Annotated in this window: 19 protein-coding genes; 12 read left to right on the forward strand and 7 right to left on the reverse strand. The window is 41.7% G+C overall.

Translation table 11 applies throughout. The features are described from left to right. Window positions 1-126: 126 nt before the first annotated feature. Entirely contained in the window at window positions 127-600 is a 474-nt protein-coding gene (locus L2764_RS20395) for an outer membrane lipoprotein (protein WP_248942191.1), read from the reverse strand. A gap of 52 nt (window positions 601-652) precedes the next feature. Here L2764_RS20395 and aat point away from each other — a divergent pair, with 52 nt between their 5' ends. The 3 genes from aat (at window position 653) to infA (ending at window position 2,414) form a co-directional block, all read left to right on the forward strand. After that, window positions 653-1,363 (forward strand): leucyl/phenylalanyl-tRNA--protein transferase, encoded by a 711-nt coding sequence (gene aat / locus L2764_RS20400; RefSeq protein WP_248942192.1) that lies wholly within the window; start codon window positions 653-655, stop codon window positions 1,361-1,363. Continuing rightward, entirely contained in the window at window positions 1,353-2,090 is a 738-nt protein-coding gene (locus L2764_RS20405) for an arginyltransferase (protein ID WP_248942193.1), read from the forward strand. The genes aat and L2764_RS20405 overlap by 11 nt, the downstream gene beginning before the upstream one ends. Window positions 2,091-2,195: 105 nt before the next feature. Beyond that, window positions 2,196-2,414 carry a translation initiation factor IF-1 gene (gene infA / locus L2764_RS20410; RefSeq protein WP_005500725.1) on the forward strand — a complete coding sequence of 73 codons (219 nt, stop codon included), beginning with the start codon at window positions 2,196-2,198 and terminating at the stop codon, window positions 2,412-2,414. Window positions 2,415-2,508: 94 nt separating this feature from the next. Here infA and clpA read toward each other — a convergent pair whose 3' ends face one another. Further along, entirely contained in the window at window positions 2,509-4,773 is a 2,265-nt protein-coding gene (gene clpA, locus L2764_RS20415) for an ATP-dependent Clp protease ATP-binding subunit ClpA (RefSeq protein WP_248942194.1), read from the reverse strand. A 33-nt stretch (window positions 4,774-4,806) separates the two neighbouring features. After that, on the reverse strand, window positions 4,807-5,115 hold the full coding sequence (gene clpS, locus L2764_RS20420) for an ATP-dependent Clp protease adapter ClpS (protein WP_248942195.1): 309 nt from the start codon (window positions 5,113-5,115) through the stop codon (window positions 4,807-4,809). Between the two features lie 245 nt (window positions 5,116-5,360). Between clpS and cspD the strand changes: the two genes are divergently transcribed. Beyond that, window positions 5,361-5,567, forward strand: coding sequence for a cold shock domain-containing protein CspD (cspD, locus tag L2764_RS20425; RefSeq protein WP_248942196.1), 207 nt, complete (start codon window positions 5,361-5,363; stop codon window positions 5,565-5,567). Between the two features lie 74 nt (window positions 5,568-5,641). On the opposite strand, the gene L2764_RS20430 is transcribed toward cspD, so the two are convergent. Continuing rightward, window positions 5,642-7,861, reverse strand: coding sequence for an NADP-dependent isocitrate dehydrogenase (locus tag L2764_RS20430; RefSeq protein ID WP_248942197.1), 2,220 nt, complete (start codon window positions 7,859-7,861; stop codon window positions 5,642-5,644). Window positions 7,862-8,226: 365 nt separating this feature from the next. Here L2764_RS20430 and L2764_RS20435 point away from each other — a divergent pair, with 365 nt between their 5' ends. The 6 genes from L2764_RS20435 (at window position 8,227) to L2764_RS20460 (ending at window position 14,051) form a co-directional block, all read left to right on the forward strand. Next, on the forward strand, window positions 8,227-8,907 hold the full coding sequence (locus tag L2764_RS20435) for a pseudouridine synthase (RefSeq protein ID WP_248942198.1): 681 nt from the start codon (window positions 8,227-8,229) through the stop codon (window positions 8,905-8,907). Window positions 8,908-8,937: 30 nt separating this feature from the next. Next, complete coding sequence (locus tag L2764_RS20440) at window positions 8,938-9,396, forward strand: NUDIX hydrolase (RefSeq protein ID WP_248942199.1); 459 nt, start codon at window positions 8,938-8,940, stop codon at window positions 9,394-9,396. Between the two features lie 184 nt (window positions 9,397-9,580). After that, a complete protein-coding gene (mnmA, locus tag L2764_RS20445; RefSeq protein WP_248942200.1) occupies window positions 9,581-10,696 on the forward strand; it encodes a tRNA 2-thiouridine(34) synthase MnmA in 1,116 nt (371 codons plus the stop codon). Window positions 10,697-10,700: 4 nt separating this feature from the next. After that, entirely contained in the window at window positions 10,701-11,318 is a 618-nt protein-coding gene (gene hflD / locus L2764_RS20450) for a high frequency lysogenization protein HflD (RefSeq protein WP_248942201.1), read from the forward strand. Between the two features lie 24 nt (window positions 11,319-11,342). Further along, the gene (gene purB, locus L2764_RS20455; protein WP_248942202.1) at window positions 11,343-12,713 is read left to right on the forward strand and encodes an adenylosuccinate lyase; all 1,371 of its coding nucleotides are present in this window, start codon (window positions 11,343-11,345) and stop codon (window positions 12,711-12,713) included. 195 nt (window positions 12,714-12,908) lie between these two features. After that, the gene (locus L2764_RS20460) at window positions 12,909-14,051 is read left to right on the forward strand and encodes a cupin domain-containing protein (protein WP_248942203.1); all 1,143 of its coding nucleotides are present in this window, start codon (window positions 12,909-12,911) and stop codon (window positions 14,049-14,051) included. 163 nt (window positions 14,052-14,214) lie between these two features. Here L2764_RS20460 and L2764_RS20465 read toward each other — a convergent pair whose 3' ends face one another. After that, window positions 14,215-14,649: a DUF4826 family protein gene (locus tag L2764_RS20465; protein WP_248942204.1), complete on the reverse strand. Its 435-nt coding sequence runs from the start codon at window positions 14,647-14,649 to the stop codon at window positions 14,215-14,217. 245 nt (window positions 14,650-14,894) lie between these two features. Here L2764_RS20465 and L2764_RS20470 point away from each other — a divergent pair, with 245 nt between their 5' ends. Continuing rightward, window positions 14,895-15,944, forward strand: a complete 1,050-nt coding sequence (locus L2764_RS20470; RefSeq protein WP_248942205.1) for a Glu/Leu/Phe/Val dehydrogenase dimerization domain-containing protein — start codon at window positions 14,895-14,897, stop codon at window positions 15,942-15,944. Window positions 15,945-16,269: 325 nt separating this feature from the next. Further along, complete coding sequence (locus L2764_RS20475) at window positions 16,270-16,614, forward strand: hypothetical protein (protein ID WP_248942206.1); 345 nt, start codon at window positions 16,270-16,272, stop codon at window positions 16,612-16,614. Window positions 16,615-16,682: 68 nt separating this feature from the next. Here the strand turns inward: L2764_RS20475 and L2764_RS20480 are convergent, their stop codons facing one another. Next, entirely contained in the window at window positions 16,683-18,929 is a 2,247-nt protein-coding gene (locus L2764_RS20480) for a xanthine dehydrogenase family protein molybdopterin-binding subunit (RefSeq protein WP_248942207.1), read from the reverse strand. Continuing rightward, window positions 18,889-19,380 carry a (2Fe-2S)-binding protein gene (locus tag L2764_RS20485; protein WP_248942208.1) on the reverse strand — a complete coding sequence of 164 codons (492 nt, stop codon included), beginning with the start codon at window positions 19,378-19,380 and terminating at the stop codon, window positions 18,889-18,891. Before L2764_RS20485 ends, L2764_RS20480 begins: the two co-directional genes overlap by 41 nt. Window positions 19,381-19,749 lie beyond the last annotated feature (369 nt).

Genomic DNA, 19,749 nt, shown 5'->3' on the forward strand with positions numbered 1-19,749 from the left:
ATGGTTATCTTGCCATGATTTTATCACTTTTGATGCACTCAAAGAGAGTGTAAAAAACATCATGGATAATTATCCGTCAAAATATACGATAACTTTTAGTTAAGCACTTAATCGTCTCATTACACACTACATCGCCATGTCAACTCTCACAAATCCTTGTAAATAAACAACCCTCACCTCATCGTTCACATTAAATATCATGTTCGGATCTCTATCTTGTAAAATCATAATATCCTGACCATCTTCTTGCTTAATCATCAATTCAACCAATAATGTTTCTTGATAATAGGGCTCGTTTCCTACATTATTTCCCACACCTGCTCCAACCAGAGCACCTAAAATCGTCGCCACCGTTCTACCGCTACCGCCACCAAATTGATTACCAATCACACCACCTATTAACGCACCACCAAAGGTTTTCCATCCTCGATTTTGATCTTCAATCAATTGTTTTTGAGTAATATTTCTAACTGATACAATTTGTCCATATTCCACCTTTTCAACAGGAACTGCTTGATTACGATCATAAGCTGCTAGTGCAGGGATCGTGACTGTCAACAATAAAAAAATACAGGCCCAGCTAAGATGAGGTTTCAACATATCAATTTTTCCGCTAACTTATAGGTAATCAGAAGCATTAATCATACTCAATTTGAACACTCTGTCCTACTTAAATAATGACCAACAGCCGTTTCCTCCAGCAGAGCAAGCGTTAACCGAACCTAATGGCTTACTTGCAGTAGGAGGAGACTTACGACCTCAACGCTTACTCAATGCCTATTATAATGGTATTTTTCCTTGGTTTAATAATAACGATCCTATTTTATGGTGGTCTCCCGATCCTAGAGCCGTTATCCCTGTAGGCCAGCTGAACATTAGCCGAAGCCTACGTAAATATGTCAACAAACAAGCATGGCGTTATACTATCAATCATGCCTTTCCTCATGTCATTCAAGCTTGCTCCCTGCCAAGAAAGGCCCAAGAAGGGACTTGGATAACACAAGACATTCAAGATGCTTACCTTACTTTGCACCAACAAGGTTATGCACATTCTATTGAAGTATGGCATAACGATTTATTAATAGGCGGTCTCTACGGTATCGCTATTGGTCAAGTTTTTTGTGGTGAGTCCATGTTTCATCTTGAAAGCAACGCCTCAAAAGCCGCCATGATGTGCCTGCAACAGCATTTACTGTCATCAAAATTTACTCTTATTGATGCTCAAATTGTTAATCCCCATTTAACCTCACTGGGTGCGAAAGCAATTTCTCGCTCCCAATTTATTTCTCAGTTGATACAATTAAGAGATAAAGACGTCGCCAAGCATTGTTGGGAACCAAAAGAGGTGTCTATTGAGTTCTAAAGCACAAAAGTTTTCCGTTGGAAAAACCCAAACATTTAGTTGTAGCTATCTCAGTGAAGAAATGGAGCAGCTGTTAGTCATCCAAGAGCAAGGGCTTGATCCTAGCTTATTTGAACAACTTTTATCTTTGGGCTTTAGACGCAGTGGCAGCACCATTTATCGTCCAGACTGCCCACATTGCAACGCTTGCTTACCTATTCGAATTCCCGTTAATCACTTTAAACCCTCTAAAAGACAAAAACGGACACTCAATAATAATAAAGACGTTAATTGGACAATCGTCGATCATCATACCGAGCAGCATTATGCGTTATACGAACGGTATATCAACGAACGTCATCGAGATGGAGGAATGTACCCCCCATCTCCAGAGCAATATCATAACTTTATTTCATCAACTTGGCTTTCCCCCATGCTAATAGAATTGACCCTTGATGATAAATTAATTGGTGTTGCCGTCACGGATATTTTACCCAATAGCTTTTCTGCTATCTATAGTTTTTTCGAACCGGATGAACATAAACGTTCTTTAGGATCCTTTCTTATTTTACTCCAATGCCGTATTGCCAAAATGATGCAGAAAGAATTTCTATATCTTGGCTATCAAATAGATAAATCAAGAAAAATGGCTTACAAACGTGATTACAATCCCCATCAAATCCTCACATCTTCAGGTTGGAATCCTCCAATACCCTCAGATAAAGATCCAACCCTCCCTCCTCTTTAAAAGAGAGATTCTATGCGATTAGGGGAACTTCCCTTTACAGGAAGCCTTAATTCCGGCATCATGCTTTCGTTTTTATTATTTGAAGGCTAACAGGATAACTGATTAATGGCGAAAGAAGACAACATTGAGATGCAAGGTACGATCCTTGAAACCTTACCAAATACAATGTTCCGTGTAGAACTAGAAAATGGTCATGTCGTGACTGCACACATCTCAGGTAAAATGCGTAAAAACTACATCCGTATTTTAACGGGTGATAAAGTTACGGTTCAGCTGACCCCATATGATTTGAGCAAAGGACGCATCGTCTTCCGTTCACGCTAAAGTTAGTCCTAAACGATATATTTATATATGCATACAAAAAAGCCGGGTCTCCCCCGGCTTTTTTATTTTCACTTAACATCACTAGATAAATCGATTAGCTGGTCACTTTCTCGAGGGAATCAGTGGTGATCACTATTTCCCCTTCTTTCACATCAACATACGCCACACCACCTTTTTCTAGCTTACCAAACAAAATTTCATCCGCTAGAGGCCGTTTAATCGATTCGGTTACCACACGAGACATCGGACGCGCGCCCATATTCTTATCATAACCTTTCTCAGCCAACAAAATTAAAGCTTCATCACTCACCTCTAAGCTGACCCCTTTTTCATCCAGCTGAGCTTGTAGTTCCACTAAGAACTTATCAACGACTTTAGCAATCACCGTCATATCTAAATGATTAAACCAGATAATCGAATCTAAGCGATTACGAAACTCTGGTGAAAACAACTTATTAATTTCAGACATCGCATCTTCACTATGATCTTGCTGTTTAAAGCCAACTGACTTACGGATAGTTTCTCTCACACCAGCATTGGTCGTCATCACTAAGGTAACATGCCTAAAATCCGCTTTTCGCCCATTATTATCCGTTAAGGTGCCATGGTCCATCACCTGCAAAAGCAAGTTATAAACATCCGAATGCGCTTTTTCAATTTCATCCAGTAATACCACGCTGTGAGGGTTTTTAATCACCGCATCGGTTAATAACCCCCCTTGGTCATAACCGACATAACCTGGAGGTGCTCCAATCAATCTTGAAACCGTATGACTCTCCATATATTCAGACATATCGAAGCGAATAAGTTTTAACCCTAAACAGGAAGCTAGTTGACTCGTCACCTCTGTTTTACCCACCCCTGTTGGCCCTGCAAACAAAAAACTTCCTACAGGTTTCGTTTCCACACTCAAGCCACTACGAGATAGGCGAATGGCTGCGCTAAGGCTTTCAATCGCTGTATTTTGGCCAAACACGACCATTTTGAGGTTACGCTCAAGGTTCTTCAACAAATCCTTATCAGACGTTGATACCGACTTCTCAGGGATCCTTGCCATTTTGGCAATGATGGCCTCTATTTCATTTTGACCGATGGTTTTTTTACGTTTACTTTGCGGCTGCATTGCCATTCTTGCGCCCGCTTCATCGATAACATCAATCGCCTTATCAGGAAGTTGCCTATCATTGATATGCTTATCGGACAATTTAGCAGCAATACTCAAAGCCGCCAAGGTATAGCGCACACCATGATATTCTTCGTATTTAGATTTGAGGCCTTTAAGAATTTTGGTGGTCTCTGCCACCGAGGGCTCATTGATATCAATTTTTTGAAAACGACGTGCTAATGCATGATCTTTCTCAAAAATACTTTGATACTCTTGATATGTCGTTGAACCCATGCATCTTAAATGGCCACTCGACAGTAGAGGCTTCAACAAATTAGAGGCATCCATGACGCCACCCGACGCCGCCCCCGCACCAATGATGGTATGTATTTCATCAATAAATAAAATAGCGTTCTCATCATTTTTTAATTCTTTCAATAAGCCTTTAAAGCGTTTCTCAAAGTCACCACGATATTTAGTGCCTGCCAGTAATGAACCTAAATCAAGAGAATAGACCGTAACTTGACTCATCACTTCTGGCACTTCTTCTTTAACAATCCGATAAGCAAGCCCTTCAGCAATGGCGGTTTTACCCACACCCGCTTCACCAACCAATAAAGGGTTATTCTTACGCCTTCTACACAAGATCTGAATAGAGCGCTCAATTTCATCACTTCGCCCAATTAAAGGATCAATATGCCCTTGCTCAACCGCTTGATTTAAATTAAGCGTAAACTGAGACAACATACTACTGTCTTCTTCTACTTCGGTTTGATCTTCAAGGCGATCAAGACCCGGCGCTTGTTCTTGTGCGTCTTCCTTTTTAGAAAAACCATGGGAAATAAAATTAACCACATCAAGACGCGTAATTGCACTATTTCGTAATAAGTAAACTGCTTGTGATTCTTGTTCACTAAAAATAGCGACGAGCACATTGGCACCCGTGACTTCATTACGCCCTGAAGACTGGACATGGAACACGGCGCGCTGTAACACTCGCTGAAAACCCAGCGTCGGTTGCGTCTCTTTTTCTTCTTCTAAATCAGCAATAATAGGCGTGGTTTGTTGAATAAAGCTCGATACGTCTTCTCGCAACTTATCGAGATCTGCACCACAAGACACTAACGCTTCCTGTGCTGAGGGATTATCAATTAACGCCAACAATAGATGTTCTACCGTCATATATTCATGACGCGCGTCTCTGGCTTGTTGAAATGCCAGATTCAAGGTGATTTCAAGATCTTTGTTTAGCATAAGCCCCCCTAAAAATTAACGGTTATGAACTCACTAGGCTTCTTCTAAAGAACACAATAACGGATGTTGATTTTCTCTTGCAAATTGATTGACCTGAGCAACCTTAGTTTCAGCAATTCCAAAAGGGAAAACCCCACAAACGCCCTTCCCTTCATGATGGATTGCTAACATAATATCTGTTGCTTGTTGTTCATTTTTACTAAAAAACTGTTTCAGTATATCAATGACAAAATCCATCGGGGTGTAATCGTCATTATTTAAAATGACTAAATACATAGAAGGTCTCTTAAATTCAGTACTCTCACTTTCTTCTATGTGTTCGATTTGTTCTGTTCTACTCATGTTTCAATCTTAGCCCTTAGTCATCGCATATACCAATCTATTTCGATCTGTTCGCCGCTTTTTCAATCGACACGTAGGTAACCGCTTTGAAGATTATTCTTTAATGAAATGTTTGTATTTTGTTAAAATGTTCTTGACTTTATCTTTTATAACTTACATTCTGTTGCTTAAGCGCTGGATTTTTCATCGCTTTAATTTGGTTTTACTATCTTACTGGTAAGTAAACAACAGAAGGAAGTGAACGTATGGCAAGCGGAACTGTAAAATGGTTCAACAACGCCAAAGGATTTGGGTTTATTTGCCCTGATGCCGGTGGTGAAGACGTTTTTGCACATTATTCTACCATTGAAATGGAAGGCTATAGAACTTTGAAAGCTGGCCAACCTGTGACATTTGAGGTGGAAGCGGGCCCGAAAGGGATGCACGCATCAGCAATATCACCGTCTAATTAGTCAATAAAACGCAAAAAAAGCAGGGCTAACCCCCTGCTTTTTTATTGCCTTAAAAAACGGTTACAACGCTCAATTTACCCAAAAATGGCATTTAATGTCACACTAGGACGCATCGTTTTTGTCGCTTTCGCAGCGTCTAAGCGATAATAACCGCCTAAATCCACTGGCTCGCCTTGAGCATCATTCAATTCTTTCACAATCACAGCTTCATTATCGACTAACTTTTTAGCGATGTCAGTAAACTGAGTTTGTAATTCACCATCTTGTGTTTGCGTTGCAACGGCTTGCGCCCAATACATAGCAAGATAAAAATGACTGCCCCGATTATCAAGTTCACCCACACGACGTGATGGTGATTTATTGCAATCTAAAAACTGTCCGATCGCGTCATCAAGTGTATCAGCTAAAATTTGCGCTTTGTCATTCCCTGTACTTTGGCTTAAATGTTCTAAAGAAGCCCCTAGAGCTAAGAACTCACCCAATGAATCCCAACGTAAGTGACCTTCTTTCTCAACTTGCTGAACATGTTTAGGCGCACTGCCTCCGGCACCGGTTTCAAACAAACCCCCCCCATTCATAAGAGGAACAATAGAGAGCATCTTAGCACTCGTGCCTAATTCCAATATAGGGAATAAATCCGTTAAATAATCACGTAATACATTGCCTGTCACCGAAATCGTATCCAATCCTTCTTTCACTCGAGTAAGGGTGAAGCGCGTCGCTTCAACAGGCGACATAATATGCAGCTCTAATCCCTCTGTATTATGATCTTTTAAATAAATCTCAACTTTTTGGATCATCTGCACGTCATGAGCACGAGCAGAGTCCAACCAAAATACCGCTGGCTTATTGGACAAACGCGCGCGATTAACCGCTAACTTAACCCAATCACGAATCGGGGCATCTTTAACTTGGCACATTCTGTAAATATCACCGACTTCCACCGGGTGTGACATTAAAACATCACCATTATTATCAATCACATTGACGGTGCCAGCGGCTCGAATTTCAAAGGTCTTATCATGGCTGCCATACTCTTCTGCTTTCTGTGCCATCAAACCCACATTAGGCACACTGCCCATGGTCTTGGGATCAAAAGCACCATGTTGTTTACAAAACTGAATTGTTTCCTGGTAAACACCCGCATAGCAACGATCTGGAATCATCGCTTTCATGTCTTTTAATTGACCATCTGGTCCCCACATTTTCCCTGAACTGCGAATAGCGGCAGGCATAGACGCATCAATGATCACATCGCTTGGCACATGTAAATTGGTGATACCCTTATCAGAGTCAACCATCGCTAACGCAGGCTGATGAGCATAAACCGCTGCAATATCGGCTTCTATTTCCGCTTGTTTCGCATCAGGTAAAGTGGCGATTTTTGCATACACATCACCGACACCATTATTAACGTCTACACCCAACGCTTCAAATAACTCGCCATGCTTAGCAAACACATCAGCATAAAAAACGTTAACGGCGTGACCAAAAAGAATAGGATCAGACACTTTCATCATGGTGGCTTTGAGGTGTAAAGAAAGCAACACATCTTCTTGTTTTGCATTTTCAATTTCACGCTGATAAAAATCAACCAATGCCGTTTTACTTAACACTGCCCCATCAAGAATTTCGCCCGCTTTAAGGGATAAAGACTCTCTCAGGACTTTCTCACTGCCATCCGTTTTTGTCAGTACGATATTAACATTCGCCGCTTGGGCAACCGTTAATGACTTCTCACTACCAAAAAAGTCACCTTCATTCATATGCGCCACATGCGACTTAGAATCACTTGCCCACGCCCCCATAGAATGTGGATGTTTTTGGGCATACTTTTTCACCGCGCCAGGGGCGCGACGATCTGAATTTCCTTCACGAAGCACAGGGTTAACCGCACTGCCTTTGATTTTGTCATAACGCTTCTGAATCGCCTCTTCAGCCGCATTTTTAGGCTCATCAGGATAATTAGGTAAGTCGTAACCTTTCGCTTGTAACTCTGCGATACACGCTTTAAGTTGTGGAATAGAGGCGCTAATATTCGGCAACTTAATGATATTCGCTTCAGGCTTAGTCGCTAACTCTCCCAGCTCAGCAAGCGCATCCCCTATTCTTAGCTCAGGGCTTAAGTGATTAGGGAAGTTGGCAATGATACGTCCAGAAAGAGAAATATCCCGGGTTTCAACATTCACATTTGCTGCACGCGTAAAAGTGCTAATGATAGGTAATAGAGACAGAGTCGCTAATGCTGGGGCTTCATCTGTTTCGGTGTAAATGATCGTTGACTTATCGTTCATATCTTATCCTACTTTGAATAATAAACTAAAAAAGGTAATACCTATAAATCTGTAAAATGATGCCTTCGAAGATTAAACGAAGCGAACCGAGAATGTGCAGTAAGGCTTATTACTGCAGGACTTATAAAAAGCACGATACATCCACCCGACGCCTGTCTTCTCTCATTAATCCCCAGTAGAATGAATCACAGAATGCTGATTATACACTCAGTCTTACGCCACTGTGTCTCAAAAGTAGATTAATGGGAACCATAACATTTTAGACGCCCATAATAGAGCATTCCCTGTAAGATTCAAATTTCACTTCATAGTTATGGCAACTAAGCTGTACACTGAGTCTTTTCATCACAGCGAAGTCAATTAGCGTGACACAATCTCATCCGCCAAAAATCGCTACTCGTTCACTTCAACGCAAAACGAGTAAGGCCAGTCAAAAAGCGCGACCGAATGCACACAAACCCGCATATCACCGCCCCGTAAAAAAACAGGTCAAAAACCCTCAGCTTATTTTGTTTAATAAGCCCTTTGATGTGCTATGCCAATTTACCGATGAGCAGGGTCGCCAGACACTAAAGGATTTTATTCCTATCAGTGATGTGTACGCTGCTGGCCGGCTCGACAGAGACAGCGAAGGCCTATTGTTATTAACCAATGACGGTAAATTGCAAGCCCAAATCACCCAACCTAATAAAAAAACGGCAAAAACCTACTGGGTGCAAGTGGAAGGCATCCCCAGTAATGAGCAGCTAGCCATACTCAGGCAAGGGGTTAAACTTAAAGATGGCCCCACTTTACCGGCCCAAGTCAAACAGATCCTCCCTCCTCAAGTATGGCCAAGAACGCCCCCTATTAGAGAAAGAAAAAACAACCCAACGACTTGGCTTGAAATCACCATAACAGAAGGGAGAAACCGTCAAGTACGCCGTATGACGGCGTATATCGGCTTCCCTACACTCAGATTAATCCGTTATAAAATCGGTCAATGGAGTCTAGATGATCTCCCTTCTGGCCAATATCGCTCCTTGCCCATGAACGCTAAAGACTAGTCATTTTCCAGAACAACACAGAGTAATGTCATGACTGAACGCTATAAACCTAATACGACAGTCGCTTGTATTATTCGAGCGGATCAACACTATTTGATGGTGGAAGAAATGATTGATGGCCGCCTTCAATATAATCAACCCGCTGGCCACCTTGAGCCTAATGAAAGTTTAATCACAGCCTGTCAACGAGAAGTTCAAGAAGAAACAGGGATCCATTTAGTCCCTAAAGCATTAGTCGGCATTTACCAATTCAGCGCAAATACTGATTTAGCCTTTGTGCGTTATACCTTTTGCGCTAGTCTCGATAAACAAATAGCACCAAACCCACAAGATCCAGCCATATTGAATGCAAAATGGCTCACTTTCGAAGAAATTCTGACACTAAAAACGCAATTACGCAGTCCACTGGTGCTGCAATCCCTTAAAGATTATCGCAATAACCCCCACTATCCACTTTCTATTCTCAATGACCAATATTTGTCACTTTGATCCTTTAATTTCAATTTTATTTTCCTCGCCGCTAAGATGGCTCCTCGCTTCAAGGCATGATAGAATTATGCGCCACAAAACACCGTGGCGTTAATAAGATGTTATCTAAAAAAAGACAATATCTTAAGTTAAAAACAACATCGTCACTCTTTTATACAGTTCACTTTAACGGTTTTTAGGATCTATGACAGCTATCGAACCCACGCTTCTTGGTAAAAAAGTCATTGTCGGCATGTCCGGTGGTGTTGACTCCTCAGTCTCAGCTTACTTATTACTCCAGCAAGGCTATCAAGTTGAAGGCCTGTTCATGAAGAACTGGGAAGAAGATGACACCGATGAATATTGCGCGGCCGCCGAAGACTTAAAAGATGCCCAAGCCGTTTGTGACAAGCTGGGAATTAAATTACATACCGTTAATTTTGCGGCCGAATACTGGGATAACGTCTTTGAGTATTTCTTAGCTGAATATAAAGCTGGGCGCACTCCTAATCCCGATATCATGTGTAATAAGGAAATCAAATTTAAAGCTTTCTTAGATTTTGCCGACGATATCCTTGATGCTGATTTTATCGCCATGGGGCACTATGTGCGTCGCCGAGACATCGACGGCCAAAGTCAAATGCTACGTGGCGTCGATAACAATAAAGATCAGAGCTACTTCCTTTATACATTAAACCACGCGCAAATTGCGCGCTCTTTGTTCCCCGTCGGTGAGCTTGAAAAAAGTCAAGTCAGAGAAATAGCTAAAGAAATGGGACTCATTACCCATGATAAAAAAGATAGCACAGGCATTTGTTTCATCGGTGAACGTAAATTCACTGACTTTTTAGCCACGTTTTTACCCGCACAGCCCGGTAATATTGAAACCTCTGAAGGTGACGTTATCGGCACACATCAAGGTTTGATGTATCATACTTTAGGCCAACGTAAAGGCTTAGGTATTGGTGGTATGAAAGACAGTGGCGACGATCCTTGGTATGTCGTTGAAAAAGATCTCACTCGTAACGTACTGATTGTCGGTCAAGGTGGCCATCATCCTCGATTGATGTCTCAAGGCTTAGTCGCAAACCAATTGCATTGGGTCGACAGCAAAGGGCCTAAAAACGGCGCTAAATTGACGGTTAAAACCCGTTATCGTCAACAAGACGTACCCTGTACCTTGACCTATGATAATGACAAACACATTCGAGTGATTTTTGATGACGCCGTAGCGGCCGTCACGCCGGGACAGTCTGCCGTTTTTTATTATCATGACATGTGTTTAGGCGGCGGGATCATCGACTCACTGATAAGAGAGTAACGAATTGAGCGATCAAACTGAACGAACCATGGCATTGGCCGGCATTTTACAAGCCATTAGCCAAGTACAACACCTGACAAGACAAAGCAGTGCCGACATGGATGGCATTGCTGCGAGTTTAAGTGCCATTTTAGTCACCAATCCTGATATCACCAGCGATGTCTATACTGATAAAATTGCGCTTAATAAGGGCTATAAACTCATTGTCGAACAGCTCAGCGACAGTAAAAATAAAGACATGGAAATCACCCGCTATTTAGTGGGTATTTTAGCCTTAGAACGAAAATTATCACGTGCTCCTAATGCACTCGGTATGCTGTCAGAGCGGATTAATCAAATCCACAGGCAACTGCACCATTTTGAACTCACTAGCGATCAAGTCATTGCCAATTTTGCAAGTATTTACAGTGATATCATCAGCCCATTAGGTCCTAAACTGCAAATATCCGGTAATCCTGAATTTTTAAAGCGCCCACAAACACAAGAGAAAATCCGAGCATTATTACTGTCCGCCATGCGCAGCGCAGTGCTTTGGCGTCAACTCGGTGGAAAACGCCGCTACCTTATTTTTAATAGAAAATCGATCTTAGATATTGCTAAAAAAAACCTCACCCTATCATAAGTCAAGTTCATCAAGGAGCTTACAATGGAATTTTCCGCACTAACTGCTATCTCTCCAATAGACGGTCGTTATGCTAGTAAAACCGCCTCATTAAAAGGGATTTTCAGTGAGTACGGCCTGACCAAGTACCGTGTTCAAGTCGAAATAAACTGGTTGAAAATGCTGTCTAACTGTCCAGAAATTAAAGAAGTGCCTGCTTTTAGCGACGAAGCATTGAGCCTACTGGATAAGATTAAAGATCAATTTAATGAAGCTGATGCTCAGCGAGTCAAAACTATTGAAGCAACCACCAACCATGATGTTAAAGCCGTTGAATACTTCATTAAAGAACGTATTGCGGATAACGCTGAGCTTGATGCCATCAATGAATTTGTGCATTTTGCCTGTACCTCTGAAGACATTAATAACCTTTCCCATGGACTGATGCTAAGCGAAGCAAGAGAACAGGTTTTAATACCCTATTGCCAGCAAGTCATCGATGCCATTAAGCAACTGGCGTTTGATTATCGCTTAATTCCATTAATGTCTCGCACTCACGGCCAGCCTGCTTCACCTTCTACACTCGGTAAAGAGATGGCTAACGTTGTCGTGCGTCTTCAACGTCAACTAAAGCAAATTGACGCTATCGAAATAATGGGGAAACTCAATGGCGCTGTCGGTAACTACAATGCTCACCTTTCAGCTTACCCAGAAGTGAATTGGCATCAAGTATCAGAAAATTTTGTCACCGGTTTAGGGCTCACTTGGAATCCTTACACCACGCAAATTGAGCCCCATGATTACATTGCCGAGTTCTTCGATGCCATAGCAAGATTCAATACTATCCTCATCGATTTTGATCGCGATATTTGGGGCTACATTGCCCTAGGACACTTTAAGCAGCGCACTATTGCCGGTGAAATTGGTTCATCAACCATGCCGCATAAAGTCAATCCGATTGACTTTGAGAACTCTGAAGGCAATTTAGGCATTGCGAATGCCTTAATGCAGCACTTAGCAGCAAAACTACCTGTTTCTCGCTGGCAACGTGATCTGACTGACTCGACGGTTTTACGCAATTTAGGGGTGGGTATGGCACATGCTATTATTGCCTACCAAGCCACGCTAAAAGGGATCAGTAAACTGCAAGTCAATGAAGCACAATTATTGGCAGAGCTGAATAATAACTGGGAAGTCCTTGCTGAACCGGTACAAACGGTGATGCGTCGCTATGGTATTGAAAAACCTTATGAGAAATTAAAAGAGCTGACACGCGGTAAGCGCATAGATGGCGAGCAACTTGCTCACTTCATTAATGGGCTTGATTTACCTGAAGCCGTCAAGCTTGAACTGAAAAAATTAACCCCAGCCAATTATATCGGCCGTGCTGAAGCCTTTATCGATGAGCTTAATTAATCTCATCGATTAACCTATGATCAATGACTTATTGAAAATAGGTTATCGATGACGTGATAAGGCGGCAAATGTAAATTTGCTGCCTTATTTATTATCGCTCAAAACGCGTTAGTGAATATAAACCTAAGCCACCTGCAAATAATAGCCTCAGGTCATTTAGGTCTCTATTTCCCCTAACATGCATATGGAATCACCATGTACACCTTGGATCTCAATACCCGCGATTTTTTACAAAATTATTGGCAAAAAAAGCCTTTATTAATCAAAAAAGCCTTTCCTAACTTTGAAGATATCATCACTTCAGATGAACTTGCCGGCTTAGCCTGTGAAGAAGAAGTCAGCTCTCGCGTCGTTGTTACTACTGAAAATGACTGCAATATTCATCAAGGTCCGTTTGAAGATTATGCTCAATTTGGTGAACGAAATTGGCAATTATTAGTGCAAGCACTCAACCATTGGTATCCCGAAACTAACGATTTCATTCAAGCTTTTCGCTTCATTCCGGATTGGCGATTTGACGATCTTATGGTGTCTTTTGCCACTCCTGGTGGTGGCGTGGGTGCCCATATTGATAATTATGATGTTTTCATAATACAAGGCGAAGGCAAACGGCAATGGACAGTGGGAAACAAGGGCCAGTACGCCAGTAAAAATAACAGTACCACAACGCCACTCATTGAAGGTTTTGAGCCCATCATTGATGTCATCCTCGAAAAAGGAGACATGCTTTATATTCCTCCCGGTTTTCCTCATCAAGGCCAAACGATCACCACAGCCATGAGTTATTCCATGGGATTTCGTGCCCCAAGCCAACAAGAATTATTCAGCGAAGTGGCTGACAATCTAATTGATAATAATGCAGGCCTCACACGTTTTACCTCACAAGATGAGCCGCCTGTTGCAGGTCTTATTAGTCAAGCACATCAACAAGGCATGATGGACTTATTAAAAGACATATTGCAAGACCCTAACCACTACCAAGCTCTGTTAGGTAAAGTACTCAGTCAGAATCGTTTTGATTTAGATATTTGTGAACCAGAAGAAAACTACACAAGCCCAGATCTTAAAGAGGCTTTATCACAAGGTGCAAGCTTATATCGCATTGGAGGCTTGAAAGTACTGCAAGTGGAAAACGATCCTAATCATCGATTATTTATTAATGGTGAGCAAATTGATTTCAGCAATATAGAAAATAAAGTCGTTCAAGATGTGATGTCAACATTCGTGGATCAATTACAGTTTGACAATACAAGCTGTCAATCACTATGTAAAATGGACAATGTTTCCGCTATTATTTTGTCATTGCTGAATAAAGGTTACTATTATTTAAGCGAGTAATCGTTAGGTGAATGGGAGTGAATAGCCATTAAGCGGACTGCCCTAAAATAATGCATAAACAGCACTAAGGCCTGTTTAAAGGCTTTATTAGACATAAAGGCATGAACAGCATGCCTTTATGTTATTTAACCACAGTAAAAGCTATGTTCACTTATGCCTCGATCTATCCCCACAATTTATCGTCATTATGAATTTGATAAAGGCTTTCAGCCCGAGACACTAACAACTGTGCAAATTTAGCTTGAGTGGGATCATTGATTAATGTCGACTGACGAATATTTTCCGCCTTCATTTGCCAAACCATCGAAAAATGACGTAAAGCATCTCTAGCCGTTGCCGCCACATTGATATCAACGTAATCAGCAGGCAAATCACCTGACATCACCCAAAACGTTTGCTTGATGGGTTTCTTTGATTCAATTTTCCAAATAGCCACAAATGGGGCTAAATAACGACTCGACTCTGGATGAACTTTCGAAGGTAAAATACCTTTTTCAGCGAGAAACTTATTCGCTTTTTGAAACTGCGTTTGGATCCACTCCTGACGCAACTTGTCTTGTTCTTCCTTTGAGGATTGCTCAATCACTTCTTCCGCCATTACCTGCTCCTTTCTTTCTTATTATGAACAACTCGTCTATATTTAAAGATTATAGAGAAAAAAATCACCCATTTATTTACGTTAACGTAAAGTGGAAAGCAAAACTTCCAGCTCTCTTATAAAAAATCTATTTGTTTACTTGGTTGAGGGTATCGCTAAATGCTATCGTTCTGCAAATAAATATAACAAGCTGGCCACACGCATGTGCTGGTTAGCCCTTTTAGCGCTTAAACGGAGATCAGCACGTGGCTGTATTAAATGATATCTCTATTGACGAGCATGAACAGGTATTGACTTGTCATGATGAAGAAAGTGGCTTAAAGGCCATCGTTGCCGTCCACAATACCAAACTGGGACCCGCTGTTGGCGGTTGCAGAATGTGGAATTATGCATCTGAAGATGAAGCCCTAAATGATGTTTTGCGCCTATCTCGTGGCATGACATACAAAAATGCACTCGCAGGATTAAAAATGGGTGGGGGTAAATCTGTCATCATTGCCGATCCTAAAACCAAAAATAGAGAAGCTTTATTCCGCGCATTTGGTCGCTTCATTCATACCTTAGAAGGACGTTATTATTCAGCCGAAGATGTCGGGACAACAACTGCTGATATCATGATTGCTCATGAAGAAACCCCTTATATGGCTGGCCTTGAAGGCAAGAGCGGTGATCCTTCTCCTTATACCGCTTTAGGCACTTATTTAGGCATTAAAGCGGCGATAAAACATCAACGAGGACTGGACTCATTAAAAAGGCTTAAAATATCTGTCCAAGGCCTAGGCCATGTAGGCTACTATTTATGCCGTCACCTTCATGAAAACGGTGCAGAACTCATCGTAACCGACATTCATCAATCCAACATTGATAAAGTGGTCAAAGAATTTGGCGCAACCGCAGTGGCTCCAGATGATATTTATCATCAAGATGTCGATATCTATGCACCTTGTGCATTAGGTGCAACGATTAATGATGACACGATCCCACAATTAAAGGCCACCATCGTTGCGGGTTGCGCCAATAATCAGTTAAGCGAAGTTCGCCATGGGGAGCAACTCAAATCCTTAGGGATCCTATACGCGCCAGATTATGTCATTAATGCCGGTGGGATCATTAATGTCTCCTTTGAAAAAAATTATGATGCGGCACTCGCCACCAAAAAAGTAGAAGAAATTTATCATACTCTATTGCGCATTTTCCAACAGGCTGACACTGAAAATCGCACGACGGGTGAGATTGCAGATGGTATGGCTCAAGCCATCATTGAAGCGGCTAGCAACGACGTTGCAATAGACTAAGCAGCCTATCCAGTCAAATTTAACCGATCCAGACACATTAATTATGTGTCTAGATCTTATATACCGGTGACTGAGGGATCCCCAAGCCACCTGAAGATACCAGATCCAATGGGTTTGAGGCGGTATTAACACCATTCTATTTCACCCTAAACATATTTAGAAACATAAAATTCATTTTTATTAACTAGAAAACAGTCTCGATCTTTGCTTAAATATCATTCAACACTTCATTCATACGACTATACTTAAGTACTAATTTTAACAAGGTGCAATCGTTCCGATCCATCGGGTTATCATCATTGTTTCTTAGGGATACTGGAGGAGCATGGTTAAGTTTCAATATGACGTTGATCAACAATTAGTTGAAATTAAAGCCAGTAATTGGTGTGGATTAGAGCAAATTTTTCTTGATGGAAAATGTGTCTCTAGAAAAATCAACTTTTCTCAACACAGCGAACACAGTATCCAACTTAAAAATGGGGACCTCACTAACTTTCGGCTTTTTTTAGATCCCACAACCAAGGCATTAGTTTGTCATATTTATGATAAAAATCAATTGATAATAAGTTTAACACAAGCTCAATATGAGGTGATCCGTTGTCGGCGCTTCATACAAGAATTTATTCTCGTCAGCGCATTATTATGTGCTTTCTTACTCTATATTAATTAATCATAACATTAGCGGTCCAACAACTCGATGAAACGCAAAGCACTGCAAGCAGCGCTTTGAATCAGTCCTTATACCTGTAAATGCTGACTAATCGGTAACGCTCTAATGCGTTTTCCTGACACTGCGAAAATAGCATTAGTCACACTTGGCGCAATAGGCGGCACCCCTGGCTCACCAACACCTGCTGGCGCTTCATTTGATGGCAACAAAATCACTTCAATACTCGGACACTGCAACATACGTAATACCGGGTAATCATGAAAATTAGACTCCTGAACTTTGCCCTCTTTAAAACTGATTTCTCCAGTGAGAGCCAAACTTAAACCAAAAATAACCGCACCTTCCATTTGTGACTTCACTCTATCAGGATTAACCAATGTCCCCGCATCCATCGCTGTAATTGTTTTGATTACTCTTACAGACTGAGATTGAGGCATCTCAACTAAGGTTGCCACAGCAACATAACTGACAAAGCTTCGATGGACAGCAAAACCCCAAGCTTGGTTTTCTCCCACTTTCGGGGACGATTGAACGGCTTTTTCGACGGCCTCAATAACCGATAGATACCGATTGATATCCACAGGGTATGAAGCTAAGGTTTCCCCATAATTACTGTATTTAAAGTTTTGATCGGTGAATGTTTCTTTCCTCTCTGGCCCCAATAATAAGCGCCACATATCAAAGCAAGTTACCTCGGCATTCTGGGCAAGCTCATCGACAAAACTGCCAATACCAAAGCCATGTTGAATATTACACACTGAGCGCATCCAACCAATCCGTGTATGAGAGGGCGCTTTTACCGCCTCGTAACGCATTTTTTTCAATGCAAATGGCACATCCACAAAACCTAAGTCCAACTCACCCGCAGAGGGATATTCAATACCTTCAGCAAAAGTTGAACTAATAGAGGGAAAACCGGTTCTGGCAAGTAAAGCCACTGGCTTTTTAGTCTCATCAAGCTGCGCTTGATAAAACTGCGCACTCGTTGCATGATAATAACCATGTTGTATATCATCTTCACGACTCCAGCACACTTTTACAGGCCGCTCTATTGCTTTCGCTAAAATAGCAGCCTCCACACTAAAATCAGGTTTAGATTTACGACCAAATCCCCCTCCAAGTAATGTCACATTCACCTTAACTTGCTCATCTTTTAGCCCTAAAGCCGCAGCAACATTTTTTTGTATACTCTGTGGAGTTTGTGTCGATGCCCATATTTCACAACCATTCGAAGTCACTTGGGCTGTCGCTACCGGAGGCTCCATGGGAGCTTGTGCGAGATAAGGGACAGTGTAAATCGCACTCAGTTTTTCCACCTGACTCCAGTCGGGTACTTCATCACCTCGCTGACGCACTACCTTACCCGGTTTTTGTACTCTTTCAACGAGTACTTCAGTATCAGATCTAGAGTTGTATCCACTATTGCTCACCTGAGTCCAGCTCACTTCTAACACTTTTCGAGCTTGCAGTGCACTCCATAAATTCGTCGCGATAACCGCCACCCCCCCTAAAGGCTGAAATTTTGGTGCCCCCTTTAACTCAGGCAAGCGGATAATATCAATCACGCCTGCGATCTTCCTCGCCTTTACATCGTCTAATGTTTTCAGAACACAGCCCAGCACCGGTGGACGTAAAATACTGGCATATAACATCCCCTCTACTCGAATGTCATAGCCATATTGAGCACGACCAGTCAACATGGCTTGCATATCCACGATAGGCCTAGACTGGCCTATGTGGATAAATTCACTGCTTGATTTCAACTTAATCTTATTGGGTTCAGGTACTGGCAACTCCGAAGCTGCAACAGCAAGATCGCCATAGCTGAGTTGTCGACTAGAGTTGAGATGATAAACTCGATGGGCTTTGGCATACACATCCGTAACGGGTACCTTCCATTGCAGCGCTGCAGCTTGCTCCAACAAGGTTCTAGCCATCGCGCCCATTTGTCTCATTGTTTGATAATGCTTACGAATACTGCGACTACCATCCGTATTTTGGCTCCCCAAACGCTCATCAGCCAAAGCTTGTACGACCACAATATTATCCCAATCAGCATCCAGTTCATCAGCCAACACTTGAGGGATCCCTGTTCGGATCCCTTGTCCCATTTCAGAACGATGACAGGTCAAATACACGTTATTATCTTCACCAATCGCCACAAAAAGATTTAATGCCACTTCTTTTTCTTGTGCCATTAACATGGGGCTCCAGCTCATCCCAGTCGTCCCTAATACTAAGCCTCCTCCTACTGCACCAAACATTTTTAATGCATCACGACGACTGATGTTTTCTACTGCCGTAAAAGTACTCATTTTTGCGGCTCCTTATCACCATAGCCGCTTTTATCCGAGAATAAGTGCCACAACGGCAAATATTACCCGACATAGCATCATCAATTTGACTCGATGTTGGACGAGGAGATTGGGTCAGCAATGCTGCCGCTGACATCAGCTGACCGGATTGACAATAACCACATTGAGGCACATTTTTCTCAGCCCATACCGCTAACAGTTGAGGGTTATTCAAGCCTTCTATGGTGGTAATTGCTTTACCTTGAACTTGCTGTAAATTGGTTAAACATGATCGAATAGGCTTACCTTCAACATGCACAGTGCAGGCGCCGCACAAACCCGCTCCACACCCAAATTTTGTTCCCGTTAAGCCTAAAATATCTCTCAATGCCCATAAAACAGGCATATTGGGATCAGCATCGAGCGAAAAAGATTTACCGTTTATCATTAATTCTTGTGGTGTATCCGACATAAAAACTCCCTTTAAAAGCCAATCACCCCTTCAGATCGGCAAACTTATTGATATTCCTTCTTAATCAACACCCATTGATTATGGTTAATTCATCTTGACTATGCTGATAAAAAGGCATGTAGTTAATCTTATTAATATTCCCCCTAAATCTCAATAATAGACAGACATTGATTTTGAACACAACCTACAAACAAGTTCCCTGTTTATTATCATTTGTGATCAATTTCAGCTTAGTAGAATGAGTCATTGCCATGATAATACGAGCTATAGTCGTTTCTGGTGTATGAGGATAAAGCATTGCGATGTAACCTGTTAATTGATCTTGGCCGATCAACAATTAACAAAAGGAACATCGCAATGACTAAAAAT

The sequence above is a fragment of the Shewanella surugensis genome, from assembly GCF_023284005.1.
In the GTDB taxonomy this organism is placed as follows: domain Bacteria; phylum Pseudomonadota; class Gammaproteobacteria; order Enterobacterales; family Shewanellaceae; genus Shewanella; species Shewanella surugensis.